This window comes from Aeromonas cavernicola, from assembly GCF_002795305.1.
In the GTDB taxonomy this organism is placed as follows: Bacteria; Pseudomonadota; Gammaproteobacteria; order Enterobacterales; family Aeromonadaceae; genus Aeromonas; species Aeromonas cavernicola.
Genome location: NZ_PGGC01000072.1, coordinates 1 through 25,933 on the forward strand (window position 1 = coordinate 1; position 25,933 = coordinate 25,933).

General features: G+C 52.3%; 22 protein-coding genes and 1 pseudogene. 11 read left to right on the forward strand and 12 right to left on the reverse strand.

Going from position 1 to position 25,933, the window contains the following annotated elements; genetic code table 11:
- On the forward strand, positions 1-364 hold a 364-nt coding region (locus CUC53_RS07815), incomplete at its 5' end, for an RHS repeat domain-containing protein (protein WP_157798227.1).
- Positions 365-608: 244 nt separating this feature from the next.
- Here CUC53_RS07815 and CUC53_RS07820 read toward each other — a convergent pair.
- The 4 genes and pseudogenes from CUC53_RS07820 to CUC53_RS19205 all read right to left on the reverse strand — a co-directional run.
- Positions 609-1,313 (reverse strand): DUF3334 family protein, encoded by a 705-nt coding sequence (locus tag CUC53_RS07820; RefSeq protein ID WP_100293633.1) that lies wholly within the window; start codon positions 1,311-1,313, stop codon positions 609-611.
- Positions 1,314-1,390: 77 nt separating this feature from the next.
- Complete coding sequence (locus CUC53_RS07825) at positions 1,391-1,843, reverse strand: HIT domain-containing protein (protein ID WP_100293634.1); 453 nt, start codon at positions 1,841-1,843, stop codon at positions 1,391-1,393.
- 69 nt (positions 1,844-1,912) lie between these two features.
- Positions 1,913-2,530: a DUF2057 domain-containing protein gene (locus tag CUC53_RS07830; RefSeq protein WP_100293635.1), complete on the reverse strand. Its 618-nt coding sequence runs from the start codon at positions 2,528-2,530 to the stop codon at positions 1,913-1,915.
- An 85-nt stretch (positions 2,531-2,615) separates the two neighbouring features.
- Positions 2,616-2,783 (reverse strand): annotated as a pseudogene (locus CUC53_RS19205) (LysR family transcriptional regulator); the annotation flags it as partial.
- 1 nt (position 2,784) lies between these two features.
- Here CUC53_RS19205 and CUC53_RS07840 point away from each other — a divergent pair.
- Positions 2,785-3,339: a short chain dehydrogenase gene (locus CUC53_RS07840; protein ID WP_420808050.1), complete on the forward strand. Its 555-nt coding sequence runs from the start codon at positions 2,785-2,787 to the stop codon at positions 3,337-3,339.
- Between the two features lie 122 nt (positions 3,340-3,461).
- Here CUC53_RS07840 and CUC53_RS07845 read toward each other — a convergent pair whose 3' ends face one another.
- The 3 genes from CUC53_RS07845 to dapA all read right to left on the reverse strand — a co-directional run bounded on the left by CUC53_RS07845 (position 3,462) and on the right by dapA (position 6,628).
- Positions 3,462-4,565, reverse strand: a complete 1,104-nt coding sequence (locus CUC53_RS07845) for a phosphoribosylaminoimidazolesuccinocarboxamide synthase (RefSeq protein WP_167386715.1) — start codon at positions 4,563-4,565, stop codon at positions 3,462-3,464.
- 70 nt (positions 4,566-4,635) lie between these two features.
- Positions 4,636-5,748, reverse strand: coding sequence for an outer membrane protein assembly factor BamC (bamC, locus tag CUC53_RS07850; protein ID WP_100293638.1), 1,113 nt, complete (start codon positions 5,746-5,748; stop codon positions 4,636-4,638).
- Positions 5,741-6,628, reverse strand: a complete 888-nt coding sequence (dapA, locus tag CUC53_RS07855; RefSeq protein ID WP_100293639.1) for a 4-hydroxy-tetrahydrodipicolinate synthase — start codon at positions 6,626-6,628, stop codon at positions 5,741-5,743. Before dapA ends, bamC begins: the two co-directional genes overlap by 8 nt.
- A 210-nt stretch (positions 6,629-6,838) precedes the next feature.
- On the opposite strand from dapA, the gene CUC53_RS07860 reads away from it, so the two are divergent.
- The 3 genes from CUC53_RS07860 (at position 6,839) to CUC53_RS07870 (ending at position 8,517) form a co-directional block, all read left to right on the forward strand.
- Entirely contained in the window at positions 6,839-7,372 is a 534-nt protein-coding gene (locus CUC53_RS07860) for a glycine cleavage system transcriptional repressor (protein ID WP_100293640.1), read from the forward strand.
- Between the two features lie 21 nt (positions 7,373-7,393).
- The gene (bcp, locus tag CUC53_RS07865; protein ID WP_100293641.1) at positions 7,394-7,858 is read left to right on the forward strand and encodes a thioredoxin-dependent thiol peroxidase; all 465 of its coding nucleotides are present in this window, start codon (positions 7,394-7,396) and stop codon (positions 7,856-7,858) included.
- Positions 7,859-8,016: 158 nt separating this feature from the next.
- A complete protein-coding gene (locus CUC53_RS07870) occupies positions 8,017-8,517 on the forward strand; it encodes a YfbU family protein (protein WP_100293642.1) in 501 nt (166 codons plus the stop codon).
- Positions 8,518-8,565: 48 nt separating this feature from the next.
- On the opposite strand, the gene yfbV is transcribed toward CUC53_RS07870, so the two are convergent.
- Positions 8,566-9,006 carry a terminus macrodomain insulation protein YfbV gene (gene yfbV / locus CUC53_RS07875; protein ID WP_100293643.1) on the reverse strand — a complete coding sequence of 147 codons (441 nt, stop codon included), beginning with the start codon at positions 9,004-9,006 and terminating at the stop codon, positions 8,566-8,568.
- A 300-nt stretch (positions 9,007-9,306) separates the two neighbouring features.
- Between yfbV and CUC53_RS07880 the strand changes: the two genes are divergently transcribed.
- Both CUC53_RS07880 and pta read left to right on the forward strand, forming a co-directional pair.
- Positions 9,307-10,509 (forward strand): acetate kinase, encoded by a 1,203-nt coding sequence (locus CUC53_RS07880; RefSeq protein WP_100293644.1) that lies wholly within the window; start codon positions 9,307-9,309, stop codon positions 10,507-10,509.
- A gap of 67 nt (positions 10,510-10,576) precedes the next feature.
- A complete protein-coding gene (pta, locus tag CUC53_RS07885; protein ID WP_100293645.1) occupies positions 10,577-12,730 on the forward strand; it encodes a phosphate acetyltransferase in 2,154 nt (717 codons plus the stop codon).
- Positions 12,731-12,992: 262 nt separating this feature from the next.
- On the opposite strand, the gene erpA is transcribed toward pta, so the two are convergent.
- From erpA to CUC53_RS07900, 3 genes are all read right to left on the reverse strand, one after another.
- Entirely contained in the window at positions 12,993-13,343 is a 351-nt protein-coding gene (gene erpA / locus CUC53_RS07890; protein ID WP_100293646.1) for an iron-sulfur cluster insertion protein ErpA, read from the reverse strand.
- A gap of 75 nt (positions 13,344-13,418) precedes the next feature.
- Complete coding sequence (locus CUC53_RS07895; protein ID WP_100293647.1) at positions 13,419-14,114, reverse strand: DUF6776 family protein; 696 nt, start codon at positions 14,112-14,114, stop codon at positions 13,419-13,421.
- A gap of 165 nt (positions 14,115-14,279) precedes the next feature.
- Positions 14,280-15,260: a DUF2860 family protein gene (locus tag CUC53_RS07900; RefSeq protein ID WP_100293648.1), complete on the reverse strand. Its 981-nt coding sequence runs from the start codon at positions 15,258-15,260 to the stop codon at positions 14,280-14,282.
- A 205-nt stretch (positions 15,261-15,465) separates the two neighbouring features.
- On the opposite strand from CUC53_RS07900, the gene arcB reads away from it, so the two are divergent.
- The 4 genes from arcB to CUC53_RS07920 all read left to right on the forward strand — a co-directional run bounded on the left by arcB (position 15,466) and on the right by CUC53_RS07920 (position 25,204).
- Complete coding sequence (gene arcB / locus CUC53_RS07905) at positions 15,466-17,778, forward strand: aerobic respiration two-component sensor histidine kinase ArcB (RefSeq protein WP_100293649.1); 2,313 nt, start codon at positions 15,466-15,468, stop codon at positions 17,776-17,778.
- Positions 17,779-17,819: 41 nt separating this feature from the next.
- A complete protein-coding gene (dgt, locus tag CUC53_RS07910; protein WP_100293650.1) occupies positions 17,820-19,184 on the forward strand; it encodes a dGTPase in 1,365 nt (454 codons plus the stop codon).
- 550 nt (positions 19,185-19,734) lie between these two features.
- Positions 19,735-23,991, forward strand: coding sequence for an ATP-binding protein (locus CUC53_RS07915; protein ID WP_100293651.1), 4,257 nt, complete (start codon positions 19,735-19,737; stop codon positions 23,989-23,991).
- On the forward strand, positions 23,972-25,204 hold the full coding sequence (locus CUC53_RS07920; RefSeq protein WP_100293652.1) for an EAL domain-containing response regulator: 1,233 nt from the start codon (positions 23,972-23,974) through the stop codon (positions 25,202-25,204). Before CUC53_RS07915 ends, CUC53_RS07920 begins: the two co-directional genes overlap by 20 nt.
- A gap of 138 nt (positions 25,205-25,342) precedes the next feature.
- On the opposite strand, the gene rfaH is transcribed toward CUC53_RS07920, so the two are convergent.
- On the reverse strand, positions 25,343-25,843 hold the full coding sequence (gene rfaH, locus CUC53_RS07925) for a transcription/translation regulatory transformer protein RfaH (protein ID WP_100293653.1): 501 nt from the start codon (positions 25,841-25,843) through the stop codon (positions 25,343-25,345).
- Between the last annotated feature and the right edge of the window lie 90 nt (positions 25,844-25,933).

Here is a 25,933-nt window from a genome sequence, read left to right on the forward strand (position 1 = left end):
GCTGGAAAAGAGCGAGTTGGGGGAGCAGGGCGGTGAGCTGATAACCCGCTACCAACGGGACGCCATGGGGCGGCTTATCCACAAGACCCTGCCCGATGGCCAACAGATTGCGTATCGCTACGACGGCCACGGCCAGCTGAGCGAGGTGGACGATGGCCAGTGGCCGCTGCACTTTGAGTACGACCGCGCAGGCCAACTGATTGCTGAGCACCAAGGCTGGGCGAGCAGCTACTTTGGCTACAACGCGCTGGGCCAGTTGGCCCACTGGCAACTGCCGGACGGCAACCAGCTGGCTTACCACTACCGCCACGGGGCGTTGTTGAATAAAAGAATTTTCCACTGGCTAAAAGCGACACGAACCTAAATGTCGCACTTGGAAGCCGCACTCCTGTGTCACGGCTATGGTGGTGCACAGAAAGTTCTGCTGATTTCAATGATTGAAACTGCGCAGATATGCGTTTGTTCAACAGCGCCCCACATATCTGTTCGCAAGGTTTGCTGGTAAAAGACTGCGAGCCGGTCGGTTCCGCAGTCCGTTGTAGAGAGTCAGTAGGGGAATTTACTAGTGAATAAACCCACGGGATTCAATAGTGGTTTTACCTAGCTAGTTAAATGCCCAGTGAGTCTAATAAATCATCATGGTCATCTTTAGCCGCAGCAGCAGGTGGAGTCGTAGCGGGTTGGGCTGCGTGCTCTCTTGTCTGGGCGATCAAGGCATCAGGGTCGAGTTCTTCCTGAGCAATGTCATCGTGATGAATCCGAATAAACTCGGTTTTATCCATCGCCAGCTCCAAATAGAAAATATTGTTGCGGGCGGTAAAGAAGGTGACTCGCCGTGATTCAGGGTTGTCCAGATTAGTGTCGACACTCAGCATGACTTGCTTGTTGAGCACGAGCATCTTGGGCTGGTTTTGGTTGATGTGAGTTTGTAGCTCTCGCCCCACGTTTACCGTAAAGCTGCCGACGATCTGATTCATTAACTCCCCCATGACGTTGCTGACTTCGTCTGAGGTATGGGAAATGGCCAGGTCATCCTTGGTTAATCCCATGTTAAGCATGTAGTTTTCGTACAACTCCATCGCCGCCGCTGCAGAAAAATTGATCACGACGAGGCCGGAAAAGCCGCCATCAAATAACACAAAGCAACCGATATCAGGTTTAAGGCAGGTCTTGGTGATCCGCTGTACGATGCCGGAAAAACGCACATCGCTTTGCGAGGCAGCACTCAATACGTTGGTGACCGAGTGGCACAGACTCAGTAGCACATCCTCTGTGGTGAATACGGTGTGATCATCGGATTTTGTCACTGTCATGGGACCTTCCTAAATATCGAGTTACCGTGCATCTGGCCATTGCTCATAGTGTGAGCGGGTGGTTGATGGTGAGCGAATTACTTATTGCTGAGTTTATTATTGATAGCGTGGGGTATGAAATCCGGTAGCTTACCCAAGCTGGCACACCATATATCGGCCTGTTCTTGTAAAACTTGCGGGGTATAGGGTACGCAGGGGTGGGCACCCCAGATGGGGCCTGGCCATGCGATGTCATGGCCAAAGCGTGCTACGTGGTGAATATGCAGTTGTGGCACCAGATTACCCAGCGCAGCCACATTGATTTTGTCAGGGCTAACGGCGTGTTCCATCAAGCTTGCTAGCGCACAAGACTCGTGGATGAGCTGCTGCTGTTGTGCTGGTGAAAGGTGGTGGATCTCCCGTAAATTAGCCACGCGGGGCACCAGAATAAGCCAAGGATATTGGCTGTCTTTAGACAGCAACACCCGACAAAGAGGCAGATCGCCAAGGGTTTTGGTGTCTGCCGCTAGGCGGGGGTGTAACTCAAACATGAAGACCTCGTTGGGCAAGAGACGTGATAACTGAAACGAGTGGTCACGTTACTGCAACGAGCAAAAAACTTAAAGTTGAGGCACCGCCCAGCTGACGAAACGCTTACGAAGCGCAGGGTCAGCCTGCAAAAAAAGCTGTTGTAGTTGAGCTTCAAGCGGGCTATTTGACGCTATCGGTGCCGCCGTGACGGTGGTCGGTTGTATTTGGGTTGCAAGTGAAGCTTTACCTCCATCACGATTGTATTCATCAAGTTTTGCCTGCCAATCGATACCTAGCTGTAACCCATTCACTCGCAGCACATCTTGAGTCACTGGTAATGGGTTTGGTCCGTTTTGCAGTCGGAGGGTGGGAGAACGAGCGTACTGAGTCATGCCGCGTTCATCTGCGGGCACATCGGCTACCAAGGTCAAGGTTTGCCCTTGGGCTTGATAGCGCAGCACTTGAGGTTCGGAGTTGATTTGCCTGTCGTTTTCACTGCTGCTACGACTGGGGATGGTGCCGACAAAACGCACTAATAGTTGCTGTTCTCCATCCGCCATCATGGCCCGCTGTTCACTCAGTCGCGTCCCCTTGCTAACCGCGAGAATGTGGAACTGGGCGGGGACCTCAATGGTGACCTCGGCCTGTGCGGCTCCGCCGAAAAGAACAGTACATAGCAGTGTCAGTGCACCCCTAATCGGTTTCATTTTTATCTCCTCAAGCATCTTGGTAGTGAGGGCATAGTAGCAGACGTTGATTACAGAAAATAACCGTCATCTCCCTCTCATCGACTCACAGTAAAAAGTGAGGATGTTCATTAAACCATTGAGCAAGCACTTGTTTAAACACTCGAATTTTACGTGGCACCCGCCGCTGCTGGGCGTGCAATATATGAAAAACATGCAGGCCAGTACGCCAGTCGTCCAACACGGTGACCAGCTCGCCACGGTTGATTAACGCGTTGGCAGTTAGCGAGCTGCTCGCACAAGATCATGATGTTATTCGCGTCGGCCACACCCAGGGTGATGCTACCGTGGATATTCACGACAAGGCCTCTATTGAGGTGCTTTTTGCCAAGATTGATGCGTTGGTGGTCGCGACAGGCAACGTCGCATTTAACAGCGTGACGCAGATGAGTGATGAGGGGTGGCAAGTTGGCCTTAATAGTAAGTTGATGGGCCAAATCAATCTGACTCGTGCCGCCATTCCCTATCTGAATGAAAAGGGATCGATAACCCTGACCAGCGGTATCTTGAGTGATGAATCGATCAACTGGGGAACCAGTGCCAGCACCATCAATGGTGCGGTCGAGCACTTTGTCAAAGCCGCCGCTTGCGAATTGCCAAAGGGTCTGCGGATCAACGTCGTGAGCCCAACCTTGCTGGAAGAGTCCGTACCCAAATATGGTGTGTTCTTCCCCGGTTTCGTCCCTGTGCCCGGTGCTACAGTGGCGCAAGCCTATAAGAAATCGGTGCAAGGGGTACAAACAGGGCAGATTTTCAAGGTCTTCGGTTAACTCAGAAATAGCTGGCAAGCCACGGGCCCGATAACTGGGCCCGTGGCTGGTTGCTGATCTGAGCAAGCATCGCTATTTAAGGTTGGCAAACGTTTGTTTGTGGTAGCCAACAAAGCGTGCGTTTAGTCGATCAGATCATATTGCTCACGCAAGATGGTGATGATCTCTTGCTTCGGGTTGGCAGAGCGGACCAATGGATGGCCAATGATTTTTTCGGCGATCCCGACGTAGGTGTTGGAGATATCCATCATCACTGCGGTCGGCAGCTTGTTGTCCCGCGCTAAGGCAAAACGCTCCGGCATCCGGTTCTTGTTGAGCAGGATGTCTGGATCTGGGAAGTGGTTGAGTAGCCACTGACGAAACCCCTCTTTGGACTTCTCGATAATCTGGCCATCGCGCAGGGCTGCGCCGTCCCAGATGCGGGAGCTGTCGGGAGTACCCACTTCGTCCATGTAGATCAGCTTCTCGTTGCCAGCGGCGTCATTGACGTAACCAAACTCGAACTTGGTATCGACGAAGATCTGATCCAGCCCGGCTAGCGCGTCGCTGATGACGTTGAAGCCCTCTTTGAGCAGCACTTCGTAGCGGTCGATATCGGCCAGTTTGCTGAAGTTAAAGCCTTGGTAGTGGCGCTCGATATCGGCACGGGAGACGTTGACGTCATCGGCTTCCGGTACGCCATCTAGCCCTGTCAGCACCCCCTTGGTGGACGGGGTGATGAGGATTTCCGGCAGTTTTTGATCCTTTTTAAGCCCTTCTGGCAGGGTGATACCACAGAATGCCCGCTCGCCATCTTTATAGGCACGCCACATGGAGCCGGTGATGTACTGGCGGGCAATGGCCTCGATCATCACTGGGCGGGCTTTTTGCACGATCCAGACGAAGGGGTGTGGAATATCCAGAATGTGGCTGTCGGCCAGTCCCTTCTCCTTGAACAGCTTGAACCAGTGGCTGGAGATGGCGTTGAGTGCAGCTCCTTTGCCTGGTACGCCGTTCAGGCCATCCACACCTTGCCAGATGCAGTCGAAGGCTGAGATGCGATCACTGATCACCATGATGGCGAGCGGTGCATCGGCTGGCACATCGTAGCCCTTCTCTTGGATCAGGCGGGCACTGTCTGCGGCGGTCAGCCAGTAGACGCTGCGCACTTTGCCGGAGTGGACGGGTTTATCGGTACGGATCGGTAAATCGTCATTCACCGCCAATACTTGATCTGCAAGACTCATGGCTAATAACACTTCCTATTTGTGGGGTTGTATGTACATAACAAAACAGGGGCACACGGCCCCTGTTTTGTTATTCTGTTGGCTCTGCTCGCGCGGCCTGCTCTTTGGCAAACGCCTCGGATAGACTGATGTACATCTGCGAGATCACCGCAGACGACATCGGTTTTTTATCCTTGTCGAACAGCGTGATAGAGGTTCTTCCTCCGGCCATTTCACCAAGTTGGAAGCGATATTTTTCCTCCTCCAGTTTGAATGGCTCACTGCCTTTGACCTGAGCGGGCGCTTCGTACTCGGCATCGATCCAGCCTAAGGACTGCTGGGTATCTTTGATCGTAAAACCATATGCTGGTAACACGTTATTGAGGCGACGCCATACTTGATCAAAAGAGCCTTCTGCTATCCAAGCGCTCAGCTCATTGTTATCTAGCCCCAGCTCTAAGCCCATCGCGTTGTTCGCTATTTTCAGCTCTCGGGCTTGTACCTGCTGGTCATAGTAGAGAGAGAATTGATTGAGTACGCGGATGGCGTAACGCTGCGCATCGGATGGGGTTAATTCCTTACTGGTTTCATCATCCAGCGTCTCTTCATGATCTAACACGCGGACGGAAAATTGCGTCGCGTGGCGTTGTTCATCATGGCGCACGGTAAACTGATAGCGCTGACGAATCTGGTATTCGTCATGGTCTTCCCCCCAGCCATCAAGTGCTCTGGTGTTATCAAACCAGCCAGTTTGTAGCACGCCAGCCTGCCGATCCAGCTTATCGGTGGTGACCTTGTACTTGGCGAGGAAGTTCATCAAGAAATCCCAGGTATCCCGCTCTACGCTCTGCTGTGTGGTCAGGGAATAGAAGGTGATGGTGGGTTCACTGGCATCAGCAACAATTTTGCTTCCTGGCACGATGGTCAGCAGCTGGGCCGGCGGACGCACATCAACCTTGGCACCGACTGGCCCCTCACGGCTACTGTCTGGCAGAGCGGGAATATCGAAATCACTGTTAAAAGTGGGGGGGGTTAACCCCGCAGGGATCAAGAATGCTTTGCCCTCTAATTTGGCATCTTCATAGTTGAAGTCACGATTGGCGATTTTGCGATCTTGCGGTGAACTACACGCTGCTAATACGGCAACGGTTGCGATACTTAGCACCAGACGGGCGCTATTTCCCTTTCCATTTGATTTACACACTCGCCATCAACTCCGCAGTGGTCAGTGCTTGCATCATGGTCTGCTTGCCCTCTGCAGTGAGGTCAACCAGCGGCAAGCGCAAGGTTGTCGTTGCAATCAACCCCAGTGTGGCACAGGCCCACTTCACTGGGGTCGGGCTAGGTTCGCAGAACAGAGCGTGATGCAACGGCATCAATCGATTGTTGAGGTCATGTGCCTGCTCGGCAGCACCGGTCAGAGCAGCACGACACATGTCGGCCATTTGGGCCGCTGCAATATTAGTGGTGACCGAAATAACGCCATCACCGCCTTGCAGCATGAAATCACAGCCAGTGGCATCGTCCCCACTATAAAGGGCAAACTCGGGACCGCACAGCTGGCGCAGCAGTGAGACACGGCTAATATCTCCCGTTGCCTCTTTCAGGCCAATAATACCTGCTACGTTGGCCAAGCGAACCACGGTCTCAGGTTTGAGGTCGCAGCAGGTTCGGCCTGGCACATTATAAAGAATTTGGGGCAGACCACTAGCCTCGGCGATCGCACAATAGTGACGATAGAGGCCTTCTTGGGTGGGTTTGTTGTAATAGGGGGTCACTGAGAGACCTGCCACTACCCCTGTTTTGGCTAAACGACGCGTCAGGGCAATGGCGTGGGCCGTGTTATTGGACCCACATCCGGCGATGACGGGAATACGTCCCGCTGCATAGGCGACCGCTTGCTCAACGACAGCAATATGTTCCTCTTCATTAAGAGTGACTGATTCCCCCGAGGTGCCGACCGCGACGATCGCGGTCGTACCCGCGTTAACATGGTAATTAACCAAGTTTGCCAGACTGGTCCAATCTACCTCGCCTGAGGCCAACATCGGGGTAACAAGTGCAACAATACTACCGCGTAACATGGCTGTTTCTCCCAATTTTTAGGGCCGCCATGGTAAAGCTGACCCCTTGGAAAAACAAGGGAGGCAGGGCACAAGCCGTGCTACCATCCGTTACCAAAAAGCGTGCGCAAAGCTAGGTCGGATGCCGCTATGGGTGGGCAGCCTTGCTAAGTTAACCGCCTTGTTTCATTGCTGATTTGCGCGACATGACAACGGAAATAGAGAAGATTTATGACTCACTATCTGGTCGTCACGGCCATCGGTACCGATAGGCCCGGCATCGTCAATGAGGTGACTCGGCATGTCAGTGCTTGTGGTTGCAATATTGTCGATAGCCGACTTGGGATTTTTGGTAATGAATTTACCTTTATTATGCTGCTCTCTGGCGATTGGAATAGCTTGATGCAGCTTGAGATCAGTTTGCCCCTGCGCAGCCAGGAGTGGGATCTCATTACCATGATGAAGCGCACCGAACGCCACCAATCCCTGCACTATGACATCAGCGCGAGCGCTGAAATCCTGATCCGTGATGAGCCTGGCATTGTCAGCCAATGCACGCAGTTTTTTAGCGCTAATGGTTGGAATATCCAAGCGATGCAATCCATGACGCTAGAGAAGCAGCCATTCAACCTACTTAAAATGAGTTTCCAGCTCAATTTGGCGCAAGACGGTGCGATCGAGCGGTCACAAATGGCCTTTACGACCTTTTGCCAAGGGCTGGGTGCTACCTCATTTGAGTTTATTGTTAATCGCAAACCTACCTAACACGCACCTCAAGGAGAGCCCATGTCACCACTGCAAGCCGGCAGTCAAGCCCCAGATTTTACCCTGCCAGACCAACATGGTCATCCGTTGCAACTTGCCTCGTTGCGCGGCAAAAAAGTGCTGGTCTATTTTTACCCCAAAGCGATGACGCCAGGGTGTACGACTCAGGCTTGTAGCCTGCGTGATGTCAATGCCGAGTTGGCCGCGTTGAATGTGGTCGTGCTGGGGATCAGCCCAGATGCCAGTAAGCGACTGAAGAAATTCGAGGAGCGTGATCAACTCAACTTCACCCTGTTGGCCGATGAGGATCACGCGGTGGCCGATGCTTTTGGCGTGTGGGGGCCAAAGAAATTTATGGGTAAGGAGTATGACGGCATCCATCGGGTGAGCTTTCTGATTGACGAAGAGGGCCGCATCGTTCACTGCTTCGACACCTTCAAGACCAGCGATCATCATCAGGTGGTGTTGCGTTACCTGCAGGGGTAATGATCGCTCCTCCCCCAGCGTTGTCATACCGCGCTGGGGGATTGCTGTTCCCCGCTGTTGTCACCGATTTTTCTTGCCCTCCCCCCCGCTTAGATCAAAAAAGTCATCGCTCATATCAGATAACGTGGCTGTAGTTTTCTTTTGCTGTGAGACAGCCTATGAACATGAGCAACACCGAGCGTTTGATCCTGAGTAATCAGTACGACATTCTGGCCAAGTTAAATCCTGAGCAGGCGGCGGTTTACCAACGGGCCAGCGCCATCATCGAGCGCGGTTACTGTTTGCAAATTCTCGAACTGGAAAAAAGTTTTGGCCATCTGGACCTTACAACATGCCAAGAGGTGATTGCCACGCTGGAGCTGCATCACGCGCTGGCGATTTCATGGGGTAACTTGGATCTGGTTACTCAGCAAGAGATTAATGCGAGTCGATTGACGTTTAACGGCTATAGCCGCAGCCAAGAAAGTGAATTGGCTGACTATGTCTGCTTTTTGCTGGAAGTCGACAAACGCTTCCCTGAGCTGAAATGCCCGTGTGATGAGCTCTCTAGCGATATCGCCATGCGTGATAAATATCAGCGTATGTTAATGGTATGGCGCCAGTGTCCGCGTCAGTACAAGCTCTCTATTCAGGAGATCCGCAATATACTTGCCGCCTGAACCAGTTGCCATCGGTGAACGCTGGGTTGTTATCCCGCGTGGTCGATATCATTCATAAAGAAACGATTTATCGAGTTGCTGGAACGCCGCTTTTAAGGTGTCAGCTAGCTCTTCATAGCGGGGTTGGGTGACGAGCTGGCGTTGGCCGCCTTGTTTGTTCATTTTGCCGTTGATTTCTCGGTACCACTTAGCAAGAGAGGGGGGCAGGCGGGTGTCGGCCCGCTGGCCAAGCCAATAGTAACCTTGCAACGGTAAGCTCAGTAAAAACAGTACAGAGGTGATCACGGAGGGCCAATAATGATGCTCGCCAAATTGGAACTGCAGCATGACGCTGAGCACTGCCAGGGCAGGGATGGCTTTGAGGGAAAATTCGGTTGCTTTGATCACCCGATTTTCCGGAAACAGCGCATTGAGCTCGGGACGGCGTGGCCAAAGCGTCATATAATGGCGGCCTTGCTGTAATTTAGTTCCAAAAATGTTCATGCTCATACCACCTCCGAGCGTTTTATGAACGAATAAATAGCAAAACCCAGCGTTAATTTGATTTATAGTAACAAAAGTTGAGCGTAACTTTGTTATTTTTCAACAATCGGTTATCCTTTGTCCGCCCATTTTTACGTCAATGGTGTGCCGTTACGCTGTCGAGGACGTCTGAATGTAGGGCCTTGTATCACTATACAAGGGGCGATCAACTATTTGCCAACCCTCGTAAGGATAAGCTGAACGTTTTTGGCTGCGCTTTATCTAGTGCATCCGTTTACACAACCCAATCTGCGATAGGATTCATTCATGAGTAAGCTGGTTCTTGTTCTTAACTGTGGCAGCTCTTCCCTGAAATTTGCCGTCATTGACGCAACCACTGGTGATGACCTGCTGTCCGGCCTGGCCGAATGCTTCAACCTCGATGATGCTCGCATCAAGTGGAAGCTCAACGGCGAGAAAGGCAGTGCCGATCTGGGCGCTGGTGCCGCTCACCAAGAGGCGCTGGACTATATCGTCAACAAGATCCTGCCACTCAACCCAGAGTTAGCTGCCAACCTGTTTGCCATCGGTCACCGTGTGGTGCACGGTGGCGAGAAGTTCACCTCCTCTGTGGTGATCACCAGTGAAGTGATTAAGGGCATCGAAGATTGTGCCACCTTGGCTCCGCTGCATAATCCAGCACACCTGATCGGTATCCGTGCCGCGATGAAGGTCTTCCCGCAGCTGGCTGACAAAAACGTTGCAGTATTCGATACGGCTTTCCACCAGACCATGCCGCAGGAAGCCTTCCTGTACGCCCTGCCGTACAAGCTTTACCAAGAGAATGGTATTCGTCGCTACGGTATGCACGGCACCAGCCACTACTACATCAGCTTGGAAGCCGCTAAGCAGCTGAATAAACCGGTCTCTGAGCTGAACATCATCAACTGCCATCTGGGTAACGGCGGCTCCGTCTGCGCCATCAAAAATGGCCAATCCGTTGATACCTCCATGGGGCTGACCCCGCTAGAAGGCTTGGTGATGGGCACGCGTTGCGGTGACATCGACCCGGCCATTATTTTCCATTTGCACGACAATTTGGGCATGAGCGTGGCTGAGATCAACACCATGTTGACCAAAGAGTCCGGCCTGCAAGGCTTGACCGAAGTGACCTCAGATTGCCGTTTTGTAGAAGATAACTACGACAGCAAAGAAGAAGCCAAGCGCGCGATGGACGTTTACTGCTACCGTCTGGCCAAGTACATCGGTGCCTATGCGGCGGCGATGGATGGTCGCCTGGATGCGGTGGTCTTCACCGGTGGTATTGGTGAAAACTCTGCCCCGATCCGTGAAATGACACTGAACAAGTTGGCGCTGCTGGGCTTTGATGTCGACCACGCGGCCAACTTGGCTGCGCGTTTTGGCAAAGGGGGCGAGATCTCCAAAGCGGGTTCTACCAAAGCGTTGGTTATCCCAACTAACGAGGAGTGGGTCATTGCCCACGATGCGCTGGCACTGATCGGCGCTTAATTAAATTGGCACAGGGCCGCCTTTGGGCGGCCTTTTCCTGATCTTAAAAATGAATAAGGGGTAGAAAGTGGCACGCACGATAATGCTTATCCCAGTCGGCACCGGTGTCGGCGTAACCTCCGTCAGCCTTGGTGTGGTTCGCGCCATGGAACGTCACGGTGTCAATGTCAGTTTTTTCAAACCGGTGGCCCAACCGCGTCCCGGTGAAAATGGCGCTGAACGCTCCACAGCGGTGATCCGCGCGGCAGGTAATATTAACCCTCCTGAGCCATTTACCCTCTCTTACGCTGAGAACATGATCAGTGCCAGCAACATCGATATCTTGCTGGAAGAGATCGTGGCGCGCTTTGAAGAGCATGTGAAAGCGAGCAGCGCTGAAGTGCTGGTTATCGAAGGGATGGTGCCGACGGATAAGCAGCCCTTTGCTAACAAACTGAACTATGACGTTGCCAAGGCGCTGGACGCCGATATGGTATTCGTGACCCATCCTGGCCACGACTCTAGCCAGAAGCTCAAAGAGCGTATCGAGCTGGCGTGCTCCAACTTTGGGGGGGTCAATAATCCCCGTATCGTCGGATGTGTCATCAATAAGGTGGGTGCGCCGGTTGACGAACATGGCGTGACTCGCCCTGATCTGACGGAAATGTTCGAAGCGCATCACCATGCCTCTGATGCCGCCCACAATCTGGAAGTGCTGCAAGTATTTGGTAAGAGCCCACTGCGCATTCTCGGCTGCATTCCTTGGAATACCCAGCTGATCGCCCCGCGCGCCAAGGATCTGGCCAAGCATCTGGCCGCCAAGATCCTGCACAAAGGCGAACTCGATAGCCGCCGCCTGCAAACCGTGACCTTCTGTGCTCGCTCCATCCACAACATGATCGAGCACTTCCGCCCCGGCAGTTTGCTGGTGACCTCTGGTGATCGCTCCGATGTCATCGTTTCAGCGTGCCTCTCTGCCATGAATGGCGTCAAGTTAGGGGCTCTGCTGCTGACCGGCAACTACCACCCAGAGCCTCAGGTGATGGCCTTGTGTCAGCAGGCGATGGCCACCGGTCTGCCGATCATGATCACGGGTACCAATACCTGGCAAACTGCGGTTAGCCTGCAAAATTTCAACGTCGATATCCCAGAAGATGATCGGGAGCGAATTGAGTTGGTGCAGGACTATGTCGCGGGCCATGTTGATAAGCACTGGATTGAGTCCCTGACTGTTAGCTCGACCCGTTCCCGTCGCTTGAGCCCGCCCGCATTCCGTTATCAGCTGACCGAGTTGGCTCGCCAGGCCAACAAGCGGGTGGTGCTGCCGGAAGGGGAAGAGCCACGGACCATCAAAGCAGCCGCTATCTGTGCTGAGCGCGGCATTGCTCGCCCGGTTTTGTTGGGTAACCCAGATGAGATTCGCCGAGTAGCAGAGCAGCAGGGGGTCATGTTGACGGACCGCGTCGAGATCATCGATCCCGTGGCGGTACGTGAGCGTTATGTACCACGTCTGGTCGAGCTGCGTAAGAGCAAGGGGATGACCGAAGTGGTCGCCCGCGAGCAGCTGGAAGACAACGTGGTGTTGGGCACCATGATGCTGGAACGTAACGAGGTCGATGGCTTGGTCTCTGGGGCGGTGCACACCACGGCCAACACCATCCGTCCGCCGATGCAGATCATCAAGACGGCGCCGGGCTCTTCCTTGATTTCGTCGATTTTCTTCATGCTGTTGCCAGACCAAGTGCTGGTCTATGGCGACTGCGCCATCAACCCCGATCCCACTGCCGAGCAGTTGGCCGAGATCGCCATTCAATCCGCTGATTCGGCGACTGCGTTTGGTATCGAGCCTCGGGTGGCGATGATCTCTTACTCCACTGGCACCTCTGGCGCCGGTGCGGATGTGGATAAGGTGCGTGAAGCCACTGCGCTGGCCAAAGCTAAGCGTCCGGACCTCATCATTGATGGCCCGCTGCAGTACGATGCGGCCATTATGGAGAACGTGGCCAAGTCGAAGGCGCCGAACTCCCCTGTGGCGGGTAAAGCGACGGTGTTTGTGTTCCCCGACCTGAACACCGGCAACACCACCTATAAAGCGGTGCAACGTTCTGCGGAGTTGGTCTCTATCGGTCCAATGCTGCAAGGGATGCGTAAGCCGGTTAACGATCTTTCCCGTGGGGCGTTGGTCGATGACATCGTCTATACCATTGCGCTGACAGGGATTCAGGCCGCGCAAGCGGAGTAATTTGCCCACGCAATAGACCTTAAGCAGTTCACCATGGGTGAGCTGCTTTTTTATTACCTGTTTGGTGGGACAACCATCAGCGATAGCGGTGCTGCTCCATCAGCACGGGTTTATTGTTTGATTAAGGAAGCGAGATATTGGGCCACTTAGTCTATGTGGCTGTGGCAACAACGACGAGCTGTTGAGGCCGATAGAAGTGTTCAAAAACAACATGCCGTTCAGGGTACTAAACGGCATGTTTTATGGTAGGGCAGGGGCTAGTTTAGATTGAAAAGCTAGAGCCGCAGCCACAGGTGGTCGTGGCATTGGGGTTGGTGACTGTGAAACGGGAACCTTCTAGCCCTTCGGTATAATCGACGTTACCACCGACCAGATACTGCAGGCTCATCGGATCAACGACCATGGTCACCCCATTTTTCTCGACTACGGTGTCACCATCGTTGATTTTTTCATCAAAGGTAAAGCCGTATTGGAAACCGGAGCAGCCCCCACCGGTAATGTAAACCCGCAGCTTGAGCTGGGGATTATCTTCTTCGGTGATCAGGGTCTTCACCTTATTAGCTGCTGCATCCGTCATCTGGATTGGCAAGGGGGCTTCTGCTACTGCGCTCATCACGGACCTCATGACCATTGAAACTGCGAAATTATCCAATACCTGACCATTTAGTTCAAGTATTCACCTAGGCGCTCACTCTTCTGCGGCTGTGACAGCGGCAGGCGTCGCCATCGATGGCTTGAGTAAGTCACCCCATTCAGCCATTAATTCCTGGGCGGGTTGGCGGCCCTCTTTGTTAATAGTGATGCGAACTCGGTCAGGCACAAAACCAGGCGGTAATTGCCAGTTTCCTTCCAGCAGTTGAAAGTAGCGCAAGGCATAACGCCAATCGCCAACCGTCATCCCTAGGTCCCGTCCACTCAGGGTTTTAGCCTGGTTTTCTAGGCTGCCTTCCACGCGGATCTGGACTTGGCCACGAAACAGTTCGCGCTGTTTAGCCGGCTGTGTCAGCGAGAGACGATAGTGAAAGCGTCCGGGAATGCTGGTCTCTTGAAGAGTAAGGTTATCGATGACAACCCCGACCTGTTGACTGGTTGGCCGCATAATCCGTTCGAAAAAAGCGAGCTGGCGCTTGAGCTCTTGAACTTGAGATTCTTGGCTTTTTAGGGTTTGTTGTAGCTGCTCAAATGCGGCTTGTTGGGTGGTGACTTGAGTCTCTTTGACACCAAGATCGGTTTTGAGCTGGCCAATCGCCTTGCTTTGGCGCTCCAACGCTTCTTGTTGTACTACCAGCAAACTACTGTGAGCCAGTTCTTGTCGATTACCGGCAAAGTAACCCAGTAGTCCACCGATAGCTAACATCGCCAATAACTTCAATGAATTGGACATAGCCCCTCTCTTATCCCTTGGCCCTAAGCACAGGCAACGCCGTTATGTTCACTATACCCGCCTAGCTTAAAAGATGGCGACTTGTTGCTAATGAGTGGGAGAGGTGGTTAGCAAACAGGCCACCATGTTGGTGGCCTGTTGGTATCAGGATGGTGCGGTGGCGCATTAGAAGGCGTACAGCAGCCCAGTGCTGAACAGCGTAGCCTCTGTGTCGTAGAAGCCGATGTCTGAATCAGATTTGGTGTAGCCAGCAGTGAAGGTGGCAGAAAGGGGCTCTACACCGAACAATCGGTGCCAGAAGAAGGTGCCACCCAAGGCAAACTCATCAGAGTCAGCTTTCTGACTGAATAATGGGTTGGCTTCATCATATTTGGTCTGGCCGAGGTAAACGTTACTGACAAACGACCATTGGGAGGCACGTTTGGCATACGTCAACTGCACGCCGTTGCTTTTGTAGCTCTGGGCGCGGCCATCTAGGTCGGCTTCGCGGTAGATAAAGGCTGGCACCAGTGTTTGGCTGGGTGCAATGTCCCATTTGTAGGAGAGGTCAAACGCGTGCATTTTACCGTTACGATCCAGGAGTGCTTCATAACCAGTGCCTTGGCCGCTGCGCTCTTCATCGACTTCAATGTTGCGGGTGGTGAGACTGGTAAAGAAGTTGCTACCCCAGATGCCATCCCAAGAAAAACGAACCCCTGTCGACTTGATGTCTGTCGCTTGGCGCTCGTTCATTCGATCAAATGGGTTGCTCCACCCTTCGATAGGCAGGGCGCTAAATACAAAAGAGCCAGCGACGATGCCCTTGTCGCTCATTTCCTGCCGGATCCCGAGCTGTTGGGTAAAATCGAAGCGAATGGCGTCCTGAATGAGGTTGCCGAGGAACACCTGAGTGCGGGTATCGGCAAAGGTGTAACGAATGTCCGCATTAATCAGGGGGCTCACGCTGGAGGTGCTATCCGCATTACCTAAGTCATTGATGCGGGCATTTTTATCATCACCACTGTAAAAATTGGATTCGTAATTGATGACGTTGACGCCGCCAAGCAGAGAACCAGACCAGCCTGACGTTTTGGGGATCTGGCCTAAGTCAGCATAAGCACTATTAGCAATCAGTAATCCCACACCAAGCAGGGTAATGTGACGCATCAGATAGCTCCTAATTAAACGGGGGTGAATGTGGCCGAAATTATAGGTGGCAAGCCTTAATGGCAACTGACTGAAGTTCCATACGCTATCTTACTCATTTCATATGCTTTTTCTAAACATTAATAAATTAAGTCGGGCCGAGGAACGCGAATTCATGGTGTGGTACTGGTATTCTGTCGTGCGGATATCGGGAGAAAATAACAAGATGAAACAGATTAAGTCTTGGGCACAATATTACGTCGACCTCATGACCAAGCTTGGCTTGGTGCGTTTTAGCATGCTCCTCGCGGCGGCAATTATCATCCTAGCGGTCGCTATTCAGATGGGGGTGACCCTTTTTCTACGCGGTAACGTCGATATTATCGATTTTGTGCGCTCGGTATTTTTTGGACTATTAGTGACGCCTTGGGCTGTCTATTTTCTCTCTATTGTGGTGGACCAGCTAGAGGATTCTCGTCAGCGGCTTAGCCGCATGGTGCGCAAGTTACAAGATATGCGGGAGCGAGACTTGGAGCTTAATAGCCAGTTGCAAGAAAATGTCAGTCGCCTCAATGCCCAGATTGCTGAAACCAATCGGGCTGAGAGCTTACGGTTGCAAGCGATTGAAGACCTCGAAAATGAGGTGTTTCAGCGAGAAAAAGCCCAGCTGCATTTGGGGGAACGCACCGCATTACTCCGTTCTTTTATCGATTGCTCACCGGATCTGGTTTATTACCGCAATGAAGCTGAGCAGTTCTCAGGTTGTAATCGGGCCATGGAGGCGTTGACCGGTAAGACGGAAGCAGAGCTTATCGGGTTAACTCCGTTTGATGTCTACAAACAAGATATTGCAAATAAAGTCGTAGAGACGGATAAGCAGGTTTTTAGCAGCAATGAGTCCCTTACCTACGAGCAGTGGTTAGAGTATCCCGACGGGCGCAAGGCTTACTTTGAATTGCGTAAAGTCCCCTTCTTTGATCGCTTTGGTAAGCGACTCGGCTTGCTTGGATTTGGCCGCGATATTACCGAGCGCAAGCAATACCAAGATAAGTTAGAGAAAGCGAGTCGTGATAAAACCACGTTTATCTCAACGATAAGCCACGAGCTGCGCACGCCACTCAACGGAATTGTTGGCTTAAGTCGGATGCTGATGGATACCCAGCTTGATCCTACCCAGCGGCAGCAACTCACCACCATCCACCTGAGTGCGGTGACCTTGGGTAATATTTTTAATGACATCATCGATCTGGACAAACTCGACCGCCGCAGATTGGAAATTGCGACCACGCCAATGGACCTACCTGCGTTTCTCGATGAGTTAGAAACCCTGTCGCGCATTCAGGCGCAGCAAAAAGGGCTGTATCTTCATTTCGATAGAGATGGCGACATGCCGCAATGGGTGATTGCAGATGGCACTCGTTTACGGCAAGTGCTGTGGAATTTGGTGGGTAACGCCGTCAAATTCACCGATGAGGGGGGCGTCACGGTGCGCTGCTTGGCTCATCCAAGTGATACCCCTGGCAAATTAGCGCTGCACTTTGAGGTGGAAGATACCGGAATGGGGATTCCACCTGCGCAGCAGGAGAAAATCTTCGCGATGTACTACCAAGTGCCCGGCAAAACCCATGCAACAGGGACTGGGATTGGGCTGGCGGTTGCTCGTCAGTTAGTGCAAGCGATGGGGGGACAACTGTATGTGGATAGCGATGTCGGGGAGGGCGCTTGTTTTACCACTGAGCTGGACGTCGCCTATGCCGAGCCGCTCCCGCCAGAGCAGGATGAGGTGATGTCACCGCTTGATATCTTGCTAGTGGAGGACGTAGAGCTCAACGTAACGGTTGCTTGTGCGTTGCTCAACAAGCTTGGCCACCACGTGCAAGTCGCCCGTGATGGCACCCAAGCGTTAGCCATGGCTAACCCAGATGATTTTGATCTCATTTTGCTCGATATCCAGCTGCCAGACATGACGGGGTTTGATGTCGCGACAGCGCTGTTGGCGCGCTACGGCGACAGCCTGCCACCGATGGTGGCGCTCACCGCTAATGCCACCGGCGATCGTCAGTATTATCGAGACCGCGGGATGCAAGATGTGATCAACAAGCCACTCGGATCGAAAGCGGTGCGTGAGGTGATTGGCCATCTGTTTGCCGATTTGGCCACTGATCACGCTGCTGAGTACGCTGATGAGGCGGGTCAAGATGAGTGGCTCGATTTACCTTTCCTGACCGATTATGCCGCAACCGTTGGTAAGTCGACCTTGTTATCGAGTGTCGATCTGTTCGAGAAAATGATCCCTGATTACATGGCGGTGCTTGATTCCAACATGATGGCGAAGGACCAAGCGGGGGTCGTTGAAGAAGCTCATAAGATCAAAGGTGCGGTGGGCTCTATTGGCCTACGCCGTTTGCAGCAGACCGCACAGCTGATCCAGAGCCCAGATCACCCAGCGTGGTGGGAAAATGTAGAAGATTGGATTGAGACACTTCGCCGAGAGTGCCCTGGGGATGTTGCCCGTTTACGACGCTGGTTAGGTGCTTAAGCCCTTGGATCGCACCATTACGACGGGTAAGGAGTTGCCATATGTATAGTCAGTTGATCACTGCACAGCGGATTACCCCTTGGCCAGATGACAATCTGTTAGAAGCAACAGAACAGGACCGGGCTCGGATTGTCCAAGCGGCTCCGGTGCGCCGCTTGCAGCAGAAAACCCAAGTGTTTCCGCTTGATGTCAAAGCCTCGGTGCGTAGCCGACTGACCCATTCGCTGGAAGTGCAAGAGACTGGTCGTCAAATTAGTCGTCGCATTTTAGCCGCGCTACCCGCCGGTTGCGCCTGTGAAGGGGCGTTCATCAATCTGGTTGAGATGGCTTGTCTGCTTCATGATGTGGGCAATCCACCATTTGGCCACTTTGGTGAGCAGGTGATGAGCCAGTGGCTCAGTGAGATGATCGATCCGCTTTATCAGCAAGCCTTGGGAAGCACGCCGTCAAGCCAATGGGCGCAGTTACGGCAAGATCTGTTGTTATTTGATGGCAATGCCCAGAGCCTGCGACTCGTGCATAGCTTGCACGGGCTCAATCTTACCTTGGGGCAGTTGGCGGCGCTGTGTAAATACCCGCAGCAGCTCCAAGTGGGCGGGCGTTATGGCCAGCATCATGGTTGGGGGAGTAAACGGGGTATCTTTTTTAGTGAGCAACCGCTTTACCGCGCCCTTGGCCAACGGCTGGGTTTGGCGCCCGGTTGCCGTCATCCATTGGTCTATATCATGGAGGCAGCGGATGACATCTCATATTGTATTGCCGATCTCGAAGATGCCGTCGATAGACGTATCCTGACCCTCAGCGAGCTAATTACCGCGCTGCGTGGCGCGGATGAGAGTGACTATATGGGGGCGCTGCTGGATCAAGGATTAGGATCTGACCGTGGATTTTTCCCCCATTTTCGCCAGCAGTTAACCCGAGATCTCGTCACTCTCGCGGCTGACACTTATGTTCGTGAGCATCAGGCTATATTGCTGGGCTCATATCCGCACGCGCTACTGCATAACCAAGCGCCCGCAGCGCGGGTATTGGAGATCCTCAAACAGGTGGCGCGTCAGCTGGTCTTTATGCGGCCTGAAGTCGAAGCCCTGGAGCTAGAGGGGTATGCCGCATTACGTGGGGTGCTATCTACCTACTCCTGTTTACTGGCAATACCAGCCCCGACCTTTGCTCGCCTGCTGGCAGGAGAAGGGAACCATGAGCTGTTTTTTGCTCGGCGGCTTTATCATCGACTATCGACCCGCCATCTCAACGCTTATCAGCTGGCGGTGGCGCACCCAGATCCCCGTTTTGCCTGCCAGCAAGAGCAGGAGTGGTATTACCGAGTGCGGCTGTTGCTCGATTACGTGAGCGGGATGACGGATACCTATGTGTTAGAGGAGTTCCGTTTACTCTCAGGGATTTGAGGTAGCGGGGCTAAACCAGGTTCAGGCGACTCAGTTCGCAAACGTTTTTTGTGGATTCGTAGGAGGCTTGTTTTAAATTCGGATATTTTCTAGACTGCGGCATCCTATTCACTTTTCCTGTGGGAAGAGGACGAAAATGCAACATGTGGTGCTCAATGTTGCATTGGGTTGCGTTGGTCATCACGGTGCGTGAGGCAATGCTCCTTGCTCGTGTGGCGTTTGTGCATCACCCGCTGTGTAGCGCGTGTGATGGCGCAGCCCGCCGGAGAGCGGCATGTGTAGCAGGGGAGTGGTAGGTCAAATGGCATAAGGGTGACGACGGAGTATCGCGTCACTTGTTCAACTGCGAACGGCCCGAGTTGACAATCCTCGCACACTCGGCGCCTCTATACCGCGTTTGCTTCACCACCCTTGCAGCGCATTCGTGCAGCGTATTCGCCTTTGTGGCCCTATCTCTGCGGGTAAATCTTATCTTTTGATCTGGCTACGCCAACATCTGTCAGTGCAAGCGTGGTCGTCATCAATGCTTAGTTATCAGGATAAAAAGTTCATGTTACTCGGTCGTTGTATGCTGTTTGCTTTACTCCTTTTGCTCTTACCTAATGGCTACGCCATGGTTGGCTTACAGATGCGAGGAGATAGCGGTGTCAGTGCAGTAGAACACGGCGATCTCCCTGAATTAATCGTCGGCGTTCCCCGCGAAGGTTATCCCCCTTTTATCTACGAAGTGACCAATCAGCACTATATTGGCCCCTTAAAAGTGCTGGCCTCCAAGATTGCGGCTGAAATGGATGTATCATTGCGATATGTTTCCTATGAGTCTTATGTTGAGGCGAGGCAAGCACTACAACAGGGGGAGGTCGATGTGCTGGTTGGGGTCGACCAAGACACGCTCGATACAGCGACCATGAGCCAGATTGGCCATCTTGGCGCTTACCCTCGTGCAGCACTGATGCGAAGCCCCAATCCCGACCTGACGTTGGCTCAAGCAAAGCAGATGCGCTGGGTATGTATCCGAGGATTTGGTAGTTGTGGTGAACTAGCAAGGTTAGGCATCACCAACAGGGTGGAAGTCAATAGCCGTGATGAGGCCACTTACAGTGTGAAACTAGGTGTTGCGGATGCTTACCTCGCGCTGAGACCTGCGGTAGAGCTAGAGCTGCAGCGGTTACCCCCCTCGATGGGGATCGTGACCCCTCAGTGGGTACACAGCAGTTCGTTGACGATTGCAACCAGTGAGCAGCGACCGAAACTAACAGAACGGCTTTGGCAGGCGTATCAACGAATCTCGGTGGCCGATGTAAGGCTGAAAATCATAGAAGGCGATGATTCATTTGATAATAAGCTGCTACTTGAGTCGGAAGAAATTGCATGGTTGAAAAAAAAGAAAGTCATTAAATTTGCCGTCTCGCCATCCTTCACGGGCATTAGTGAGATGGATGATCGCGGTGACTTGCATGGCTATGTCGCAGATTTAATGACCATTATTACTGCGCGTTCAGGTATTAAGTTTGAGTTAGTACCGACGAAAACGTGGGTTGAGTCAGTCAATTTCATTCAACAAAACAAAGTGGATTTCATTCCATTTATGGCGCCGTTAGCAGAACGAAGAGAACGTTTTTTATTTACCTCTTCTTATATGAAATTTCATAGCTATGTGGTGACCAGACGTGGTGGTAATAATTTGAAGTCCTTAAAGGATTTAACCGAACGTGCAGTGGGTGTTATCAAGAAAACCTATGAAATACCATTAATGAAAAAATATAACGCGCGAGTGGTAGAGCGAGAAAGTGATGCAGAGTTATTCGCTTTATTGGATGCTGGTTCAGTTGATTACATCTTATTCACCATTCCCAATTTAAGCCAAGAGGCGATTAGAGGGTTTAACGAAAAATATCAAATCGCGTATAACAGCCCAGAGCTGGCCTCGCCGATGAGTATGGCTGTCAATCCCTTGGTGCCTGAATTAAAAAGTATCATGGATAAACTGCTGCTCACCGTAACAGATGAAGAGTGGGACTTGTTAGAACGGCGTTGGCTCAACACCTCGGTCAGTATAGAAACCGATAACTCCCGTTTTTATCGCTGGTTGGCCATGGCCATGGCGATATTTTCGGTATTGGCGTTACTGGTCTTTCTCTGGGCAAGAAGCCTAAGTCGTCAAATTGAGCAACGTAAGAAAGCGGAACGCCAACTTAATGAACAGCTGTTGTTTGTGCAAACCTTATTAAATTATTTACCGACCATGGTGGTGTTAAGAGACCATCAGCAGCGTATTACCTTATGTAATCATGCGTATCGAGATACTTATTTAAATTCGATTACAGGTGATGCCGCAGATGATTTAGACCATATGTCAGAAACACTGCGGAGCCAAATTATCAATGAGGAGCGCTACGTATGGAATACAGGGTTGGAAGTGGAGGGGACAAATAGCAGCTTACGCCGAGATGGAACACCCTTTCATGTTATTTATGCCAAATTACCCTATCGCTCACCTGATGGCAGTATGCTCGGCGTGTTAACCGTATTAACGGATGTGAGCAGAATAAAAGAGGCTGAGGAGCGCGCTCGCCAAGCAGAAACTCGACTGACTCATATCACTGATAGTATGCCGGGTATTGTATATCAATATTTATGGCAAGGACCTGGCCAGGGGCGTTTTTTATATACCTCACAAGGCGTTAAAGAAATATTAGGGGTTGATAAACAGGAATTAACGACCTCTGAATCAGCAGGCGACATATTCGGTTTTACCGAAGATGCGTTGCAAGATGTTGTCAGTAAGGTTGCCCATCATGATGAGACGCTGGCACCTCTTGACTTAGAGGTCAAAGTTGAACGGCCAGAGGGAGATCGCTACCTACAGGTGCGTGGCAGTTTTGTCCACCATGGCCAGCAAGAGCTGATTTTAAATGGCGTGATCCAAGATATTACCGTGCTCAAGCAGCAGGAGTATGAGTTACGTCAGGCCCAGGCCTTGGCGGAGCAGGCAATGCAGGCTCGTAGCCGCTTTTTAGCGACCATGAGCCATGAACTGAGAACGCCTATTTCGGGTATGCACGGCATGTTGGAATTGCTGCAAGGCAGCGAGCTAAATGATGACCAGCGTTACATTCTGCGTAACGTGGTGACCTCGACCAACAGTTTGCTCTATCTGGTCAATGACATCCTTGATTTTTCTAAGATGGAAGCGGGGCAGTTACAACTTCATTATCAAAACAGTCGCTTGCAGTCGGTGATCTGCGATGTGATCAGGGGACATGCAACCCTGGCTTACAGTAAAGGCCTCAACGTCGTTCTCGAGTGGGCTCGTGGTGTGCCTGATCAAGCCGATATAGATGTGGTACGTGTTGGGCAGGTCATCTCTAACTTGCTCAATAATGCGGTGAAATTCACGGTTCAGGGCTGCATCACCATTCGCGTCAGTTATCACCATGAACAGCTGGCAATTAGGGTCTCAGATACAGGCATTGGGATTGCGCAAGAGAAGCAAGCGCTGCTATTTACCCCCTTCCAGCAGGTGGAATCAGATATTAATCGTCGTTTTGGCGGCACGGGTCTTGGCCTAGCCATCTGTGCTCAGTTAGCCCACAAGATGGGGGGCACGCTGACATTAAAAAGTAAGGCTGGCGAAGGATCGCGTTTTCGTTTCACTGTCCCCCTACAACACCCACAATGGGATTCACCGGCGTTAGCGGACAGTGAGTGGTGGTATTTCAGTGATAACCCCGCCCTCAGTGCTGCAATGCAACGATTGGGCGCCAAAATGAAACCCCTCGATGCCTCCCAGTTGAATGACGGTTTGCAGGGTTTGTTATTGGCCGATGAGCAATGGCTCGAACATGCTCTTGGTGAGAAGTGGCAAGGGTGGCTGCAGCAAAGCGCCCTGAAAGGCCTTGTTGTGTCGCATCATGAAGCGCTGCGCGGCAAGGTAGGCTCGAGTAACTGGTGGCGTTTGGGATTGTCCCCCCTTTATCCCGACTTGTTATTAGAGAGCTGCCTTGAATTAACCTGTAAACGTTCAGTACAGGCGCACACAACGGTGGTTGAAAAGTTAGGGGGTAAGGTGCTGGTTGCGGATGATCACCCTATTAATCGTGCGTTACTCGCCAGGCAGCTTGCGATTTTAGGGGTCGAAGCCCAGGTGGTGGAAGACGGGGAAAAAGCATTGCGGGCTTGGCAGGGACAAGACTTTTCGCTGTTGCTGACGGATTGCCACATGCCAGTGATGGATGGCTACACCTTAACCCAGGCACTGCGCGCCCAAGGTGAAACGGCACCGATTATCGGGGTCACCGCGGATACCTCTGAGGAGGCCGGTGCCCGGATGGTTGCGGCCGGTATGAGTGGTATGTTGTTTAAGCCTTATCCGTTAGAGACACTGCGCCAACTGCTTGCGCATTGGCTGTCTGGGAATGTGACCACCAGTAACGAGTCCGAGGTAAATAATGAAGAGGGCATTGCCGAGCAAGCAGAGCGCTGGTTGTCAATCTTTGGTGACGAACAGACCGCTCGTCTGATGGCCGCAGAATACCTTGATTCTAACCGACAAGATGGTGAAGAGATGGCGCAGTCGCTAGCAAGCCGTGATGCCCTTGCGTTAGTGGAAACCGCGCATCGGATCAAAGGGGCCGCGCGCATGGTGGGGTTGGATGAGTTGGCGACTCACGCTGCCAAACTGGAATCGGCCGCTCGGTTAAAGCAAATGGATAAGCTCGATGAATTGGCTTTTGCGGTACAGCAACTGATCAATGCAATCACCCACGAAATTGGACTATGGCTAGATGAAAAAAGCACAACATGAGTTAGTTATCATGGTGGTTGAAGACCATGCGTTCCAGCGTAAGGCGCTACTGCATCTGATCCGGGGCTTGGGTTATCAAAACCTGTTAGAAGCCCAAGATGGTCTGGAGGCGTTGACGCTATGCCAGTGTCACCCCGTTGATATTCTTTTTTGTGATTTGCGCATGCCCGGCATGGATGGGATGGCGCTATTACGCCGCCTCTCGATGGGGGGATTCCACGGTGGGATCATTCTTTCCAGTGCCTTGGAAAATGATGTAGTGGAGGCCGTCTTGCGAATGAGTACGGCCTATGGCCTACAAGTGTTAGGACGTATCGAAAAACCCTCAACTCAGCAGCAGCTGAAACAACTGATTGAGTCATGGTCTCCACAACAAGAGCTGGCTAAGAAAGAAGAGGGGCATCGGCTTAGTCTCGATGAACTTCGCCGCGCCCTTGAGCAGGACCAGCTGCTGCCTTGGTATCAGCCTAAGGTCAGCTTCTCTTCGGGGAAATGGGTGGGGATGGAGGCGCTGGCACGTTGGCAGCATCCTCAATATGGTTTGATCCCGCCGGGGCGGTTTATCCCTTTGGCTGAACATAATGGTCTGATCGATCAGTTAACCGAAGTGATCATCAGTAAATCACTACGAGATGGCCATCTATGGGAGGAGACAGGGCTGTCATTAAATCTGTCGATGAATCTCTCGACCACCTCCTTGATCGAGGGGGATTTGTGTAACTCTCTGCTCGACCAGTGCCAGCGCTGGGGAATTAATCCAGAGCTTATCACGCTGGAAGTGACCGAAAGCTCGTTTGTGCAGGATGTTGGTAAGTCCTTGGAGGTGTTGACCCGCTTGCGGATGCATGGTTTTGGCTTGTCTATCGATGATTTTGGGACCGGTTACTCCTCGATGCAGCAGTTAGCACTATTACCTTTCACCGAGTTAAAGCTAGACCGATCTTTTGTTGATCATTGCTATGCCGACCCTTCTCGCCAAGCCATCATAGAATCGAGCATTGAACTAGCGCGTAAATTGGGTTTGAAGTCAGTTGCCGAAGGAGTCGAGGATGAGATGACTTGGCGCTTTCTTACCGAATTGGGATGCGACGTATGCCAAGGTTTCTTCTCGGCCCGCCCGATGCCCCCCTGCGAGTTGAAACGTTGGCACGCCGCATGGAAAGAGAGCTTTCATAAGTTAGGGGGCACCGCTATCACCGTTCATGCCAAATGATACGCATTGGGTGTGAGTCAGGGATGAGGGGGATAGCATGTGTGCACAGTTTGAACGCCGTCAGTTCATCGAACTGGATATGTAGAGCTGACATGGTTTTGGGGCGCGGGTATGGATAGCGGTGTGCTCTCGCCAGGTTCACTCCACCCGACGAAAACTGTGGTTGTCGAAGCTGCTAGTTGTCTCTTGGTTGAGCAGGTTCACCAGCAAAATGGCGCGTTTTTCGCCGTCCGGCTCCATATAAATGGCCTCAAAGCCTGCCAGTGGTCCCTCTTCAATCAAGACCTTGTCACCACTGCTTGGTAATTTGGCATAGCTGGCGCGTGCTTCATCACTGTCATCTCGGCTCATCAGTTGATAAATCAGTTTATTGCTGATGGGGGTCCACTCTTTGCCGAAGTGAATGATCCGGCTGATGCCGCGTGTCGATTTCAGGGTCACTGGCGTGACCTCTTCCAGATCGACAAAGATGAAGAGATAGTTGGGAAACATCGGCTCTTTGACGGGCACCCGTTTACCCCGACGTAATTTCTCGATTTCGACCATGGGGTAATAGGATTCAATGCCTTGGGCATCGAGGTGGGCGCGGGCGCGCGGCTCTTCTTTTGGCTTACAGTAAGCCAGATACCATTTCTTCATGTGATGCGTCGTTCGTGTTGCCGTGCTGCTCGGTATGATAGCGGCCTCAATCAAAAAGGCCACGCATTGCGTGGCCTTTTTAGCGAATCT

Coding starts and splice junctions, on each gene's coding strand:
- CUC53_RS07820 (WP_100293633.1), bottom strand. CDS start 1,313: ATGACAGTGACAAAATCCGATGATCACACCGTATTCACCACAGAGGAT.
- CUC53_RS07825 (WP_100293634.1), bottom strand. CDS start 1,843: ATGTTTGAGTTACACCCCCGCCTAGCGGCAGACACCAAAACCCTTGGC.
- CUC53_RS07830 (WP_100293635.1), bottom strand. CDS start 2,530: ATGAAACCGATTAGGGGTGCACTGACACTGCTATGTACTGTTCTTTTC.
- CUC53_RS07845 (WP_167386715.1), bottom strand. CDS start 4,565: ATGAGTCTTGCAGATCAAGTATTGGCGGTGAATGACGATTTACCGATC.
- dapA (WP_100293639.1), bottom strand. CDS start 6,628: ATGTTACGCGGTAGTATTGTTGCACTTGTTACCCCGATGTTGGCCTCA.
- CUC53_RS07860 (WP_100293640.1), top strand. CDS start 6,839: ATGACTCACTATCTGGTCGTCACGGCCATCGGTACCGATAGGCCCGGC.
- bcp (WP_100293641.1), top strand. CDS start 7,394: ATGTCACCACTGCAAGCCGGCAGTCAAGCCCCAGATTTTACCCTGCCA.
- CUC53_RS07870 (WP_100293642.1), top strand. CDS start 8,017: ATGAACATGAGCAACACCGAGCGTTTGATCCTGAGTAATCAGTACGAC.
- yfbV (WP_100293643.1), bottom strand. CDS start 9,006: ATGAGCATGAACATTTTTGGAACTAAATTACAGCAAGGCCGCCATTAT.
- CUC53_RS07880 (WP_100293644.1), top strand. CDS start 9,307: ATGAGTAAGCTGGTTCTTGTTCTTAACTGTGGCAGCTCTTCCCTGAAA.
- erpA (WP_100293646.1), bottom strand. CDS start 13,343: ATGAGCGCAGTAGCAGAAGCCCCCTTGCCAATCCAGATGACGGATGCA.
- CUC53_RS07895 (WP_100293647.1), bottom strand. CDS start 14,114: ATGTCCAATTCATTGAAGTTATTGGCGATGTTAGCTATCGGTGGACTA.
- CUC53_RS07900 (WP_100293648.1), bottom strand. CDS start 15,260: ATGCGTCACATTACCCTGCTTGGTGTGGGATTACTGATTGCTAATAGT.
- arcB (WP_100293649.1), top strand. CDS start 15,466: ATGAAACAGATTAAGTCTTGGGCACAATATTACGTCGACCTCATGACC.
- dgt (WP_100293650.1), top strand. CDS start 17,820: ATGTATAGTCAGTTGATCACTGCACAGCGGATTACCCCTTGGCCAGAT.
- CUC53_RS07915 (WP_100293651.1), top strand. CDS start 19,735: ATGTTACTCGGTCGTTGTATGCTGTTTGCTTTACTCCTTTTGCTCTTA.
- CUC53_RS07920 (WP_100293652.1), top strand. CDS start 23,972: ATGAAAAAAGCACAACATGAGTTAGTTATCATGGTGGTTGAAGACCAT.
- rfaH (WP_100293653.1), bottom strand. CDS start 25,843: ATGAAGAAATGGTATCTGGCTTACTGTAAGCCAAAAGAAGAGCCGCGC.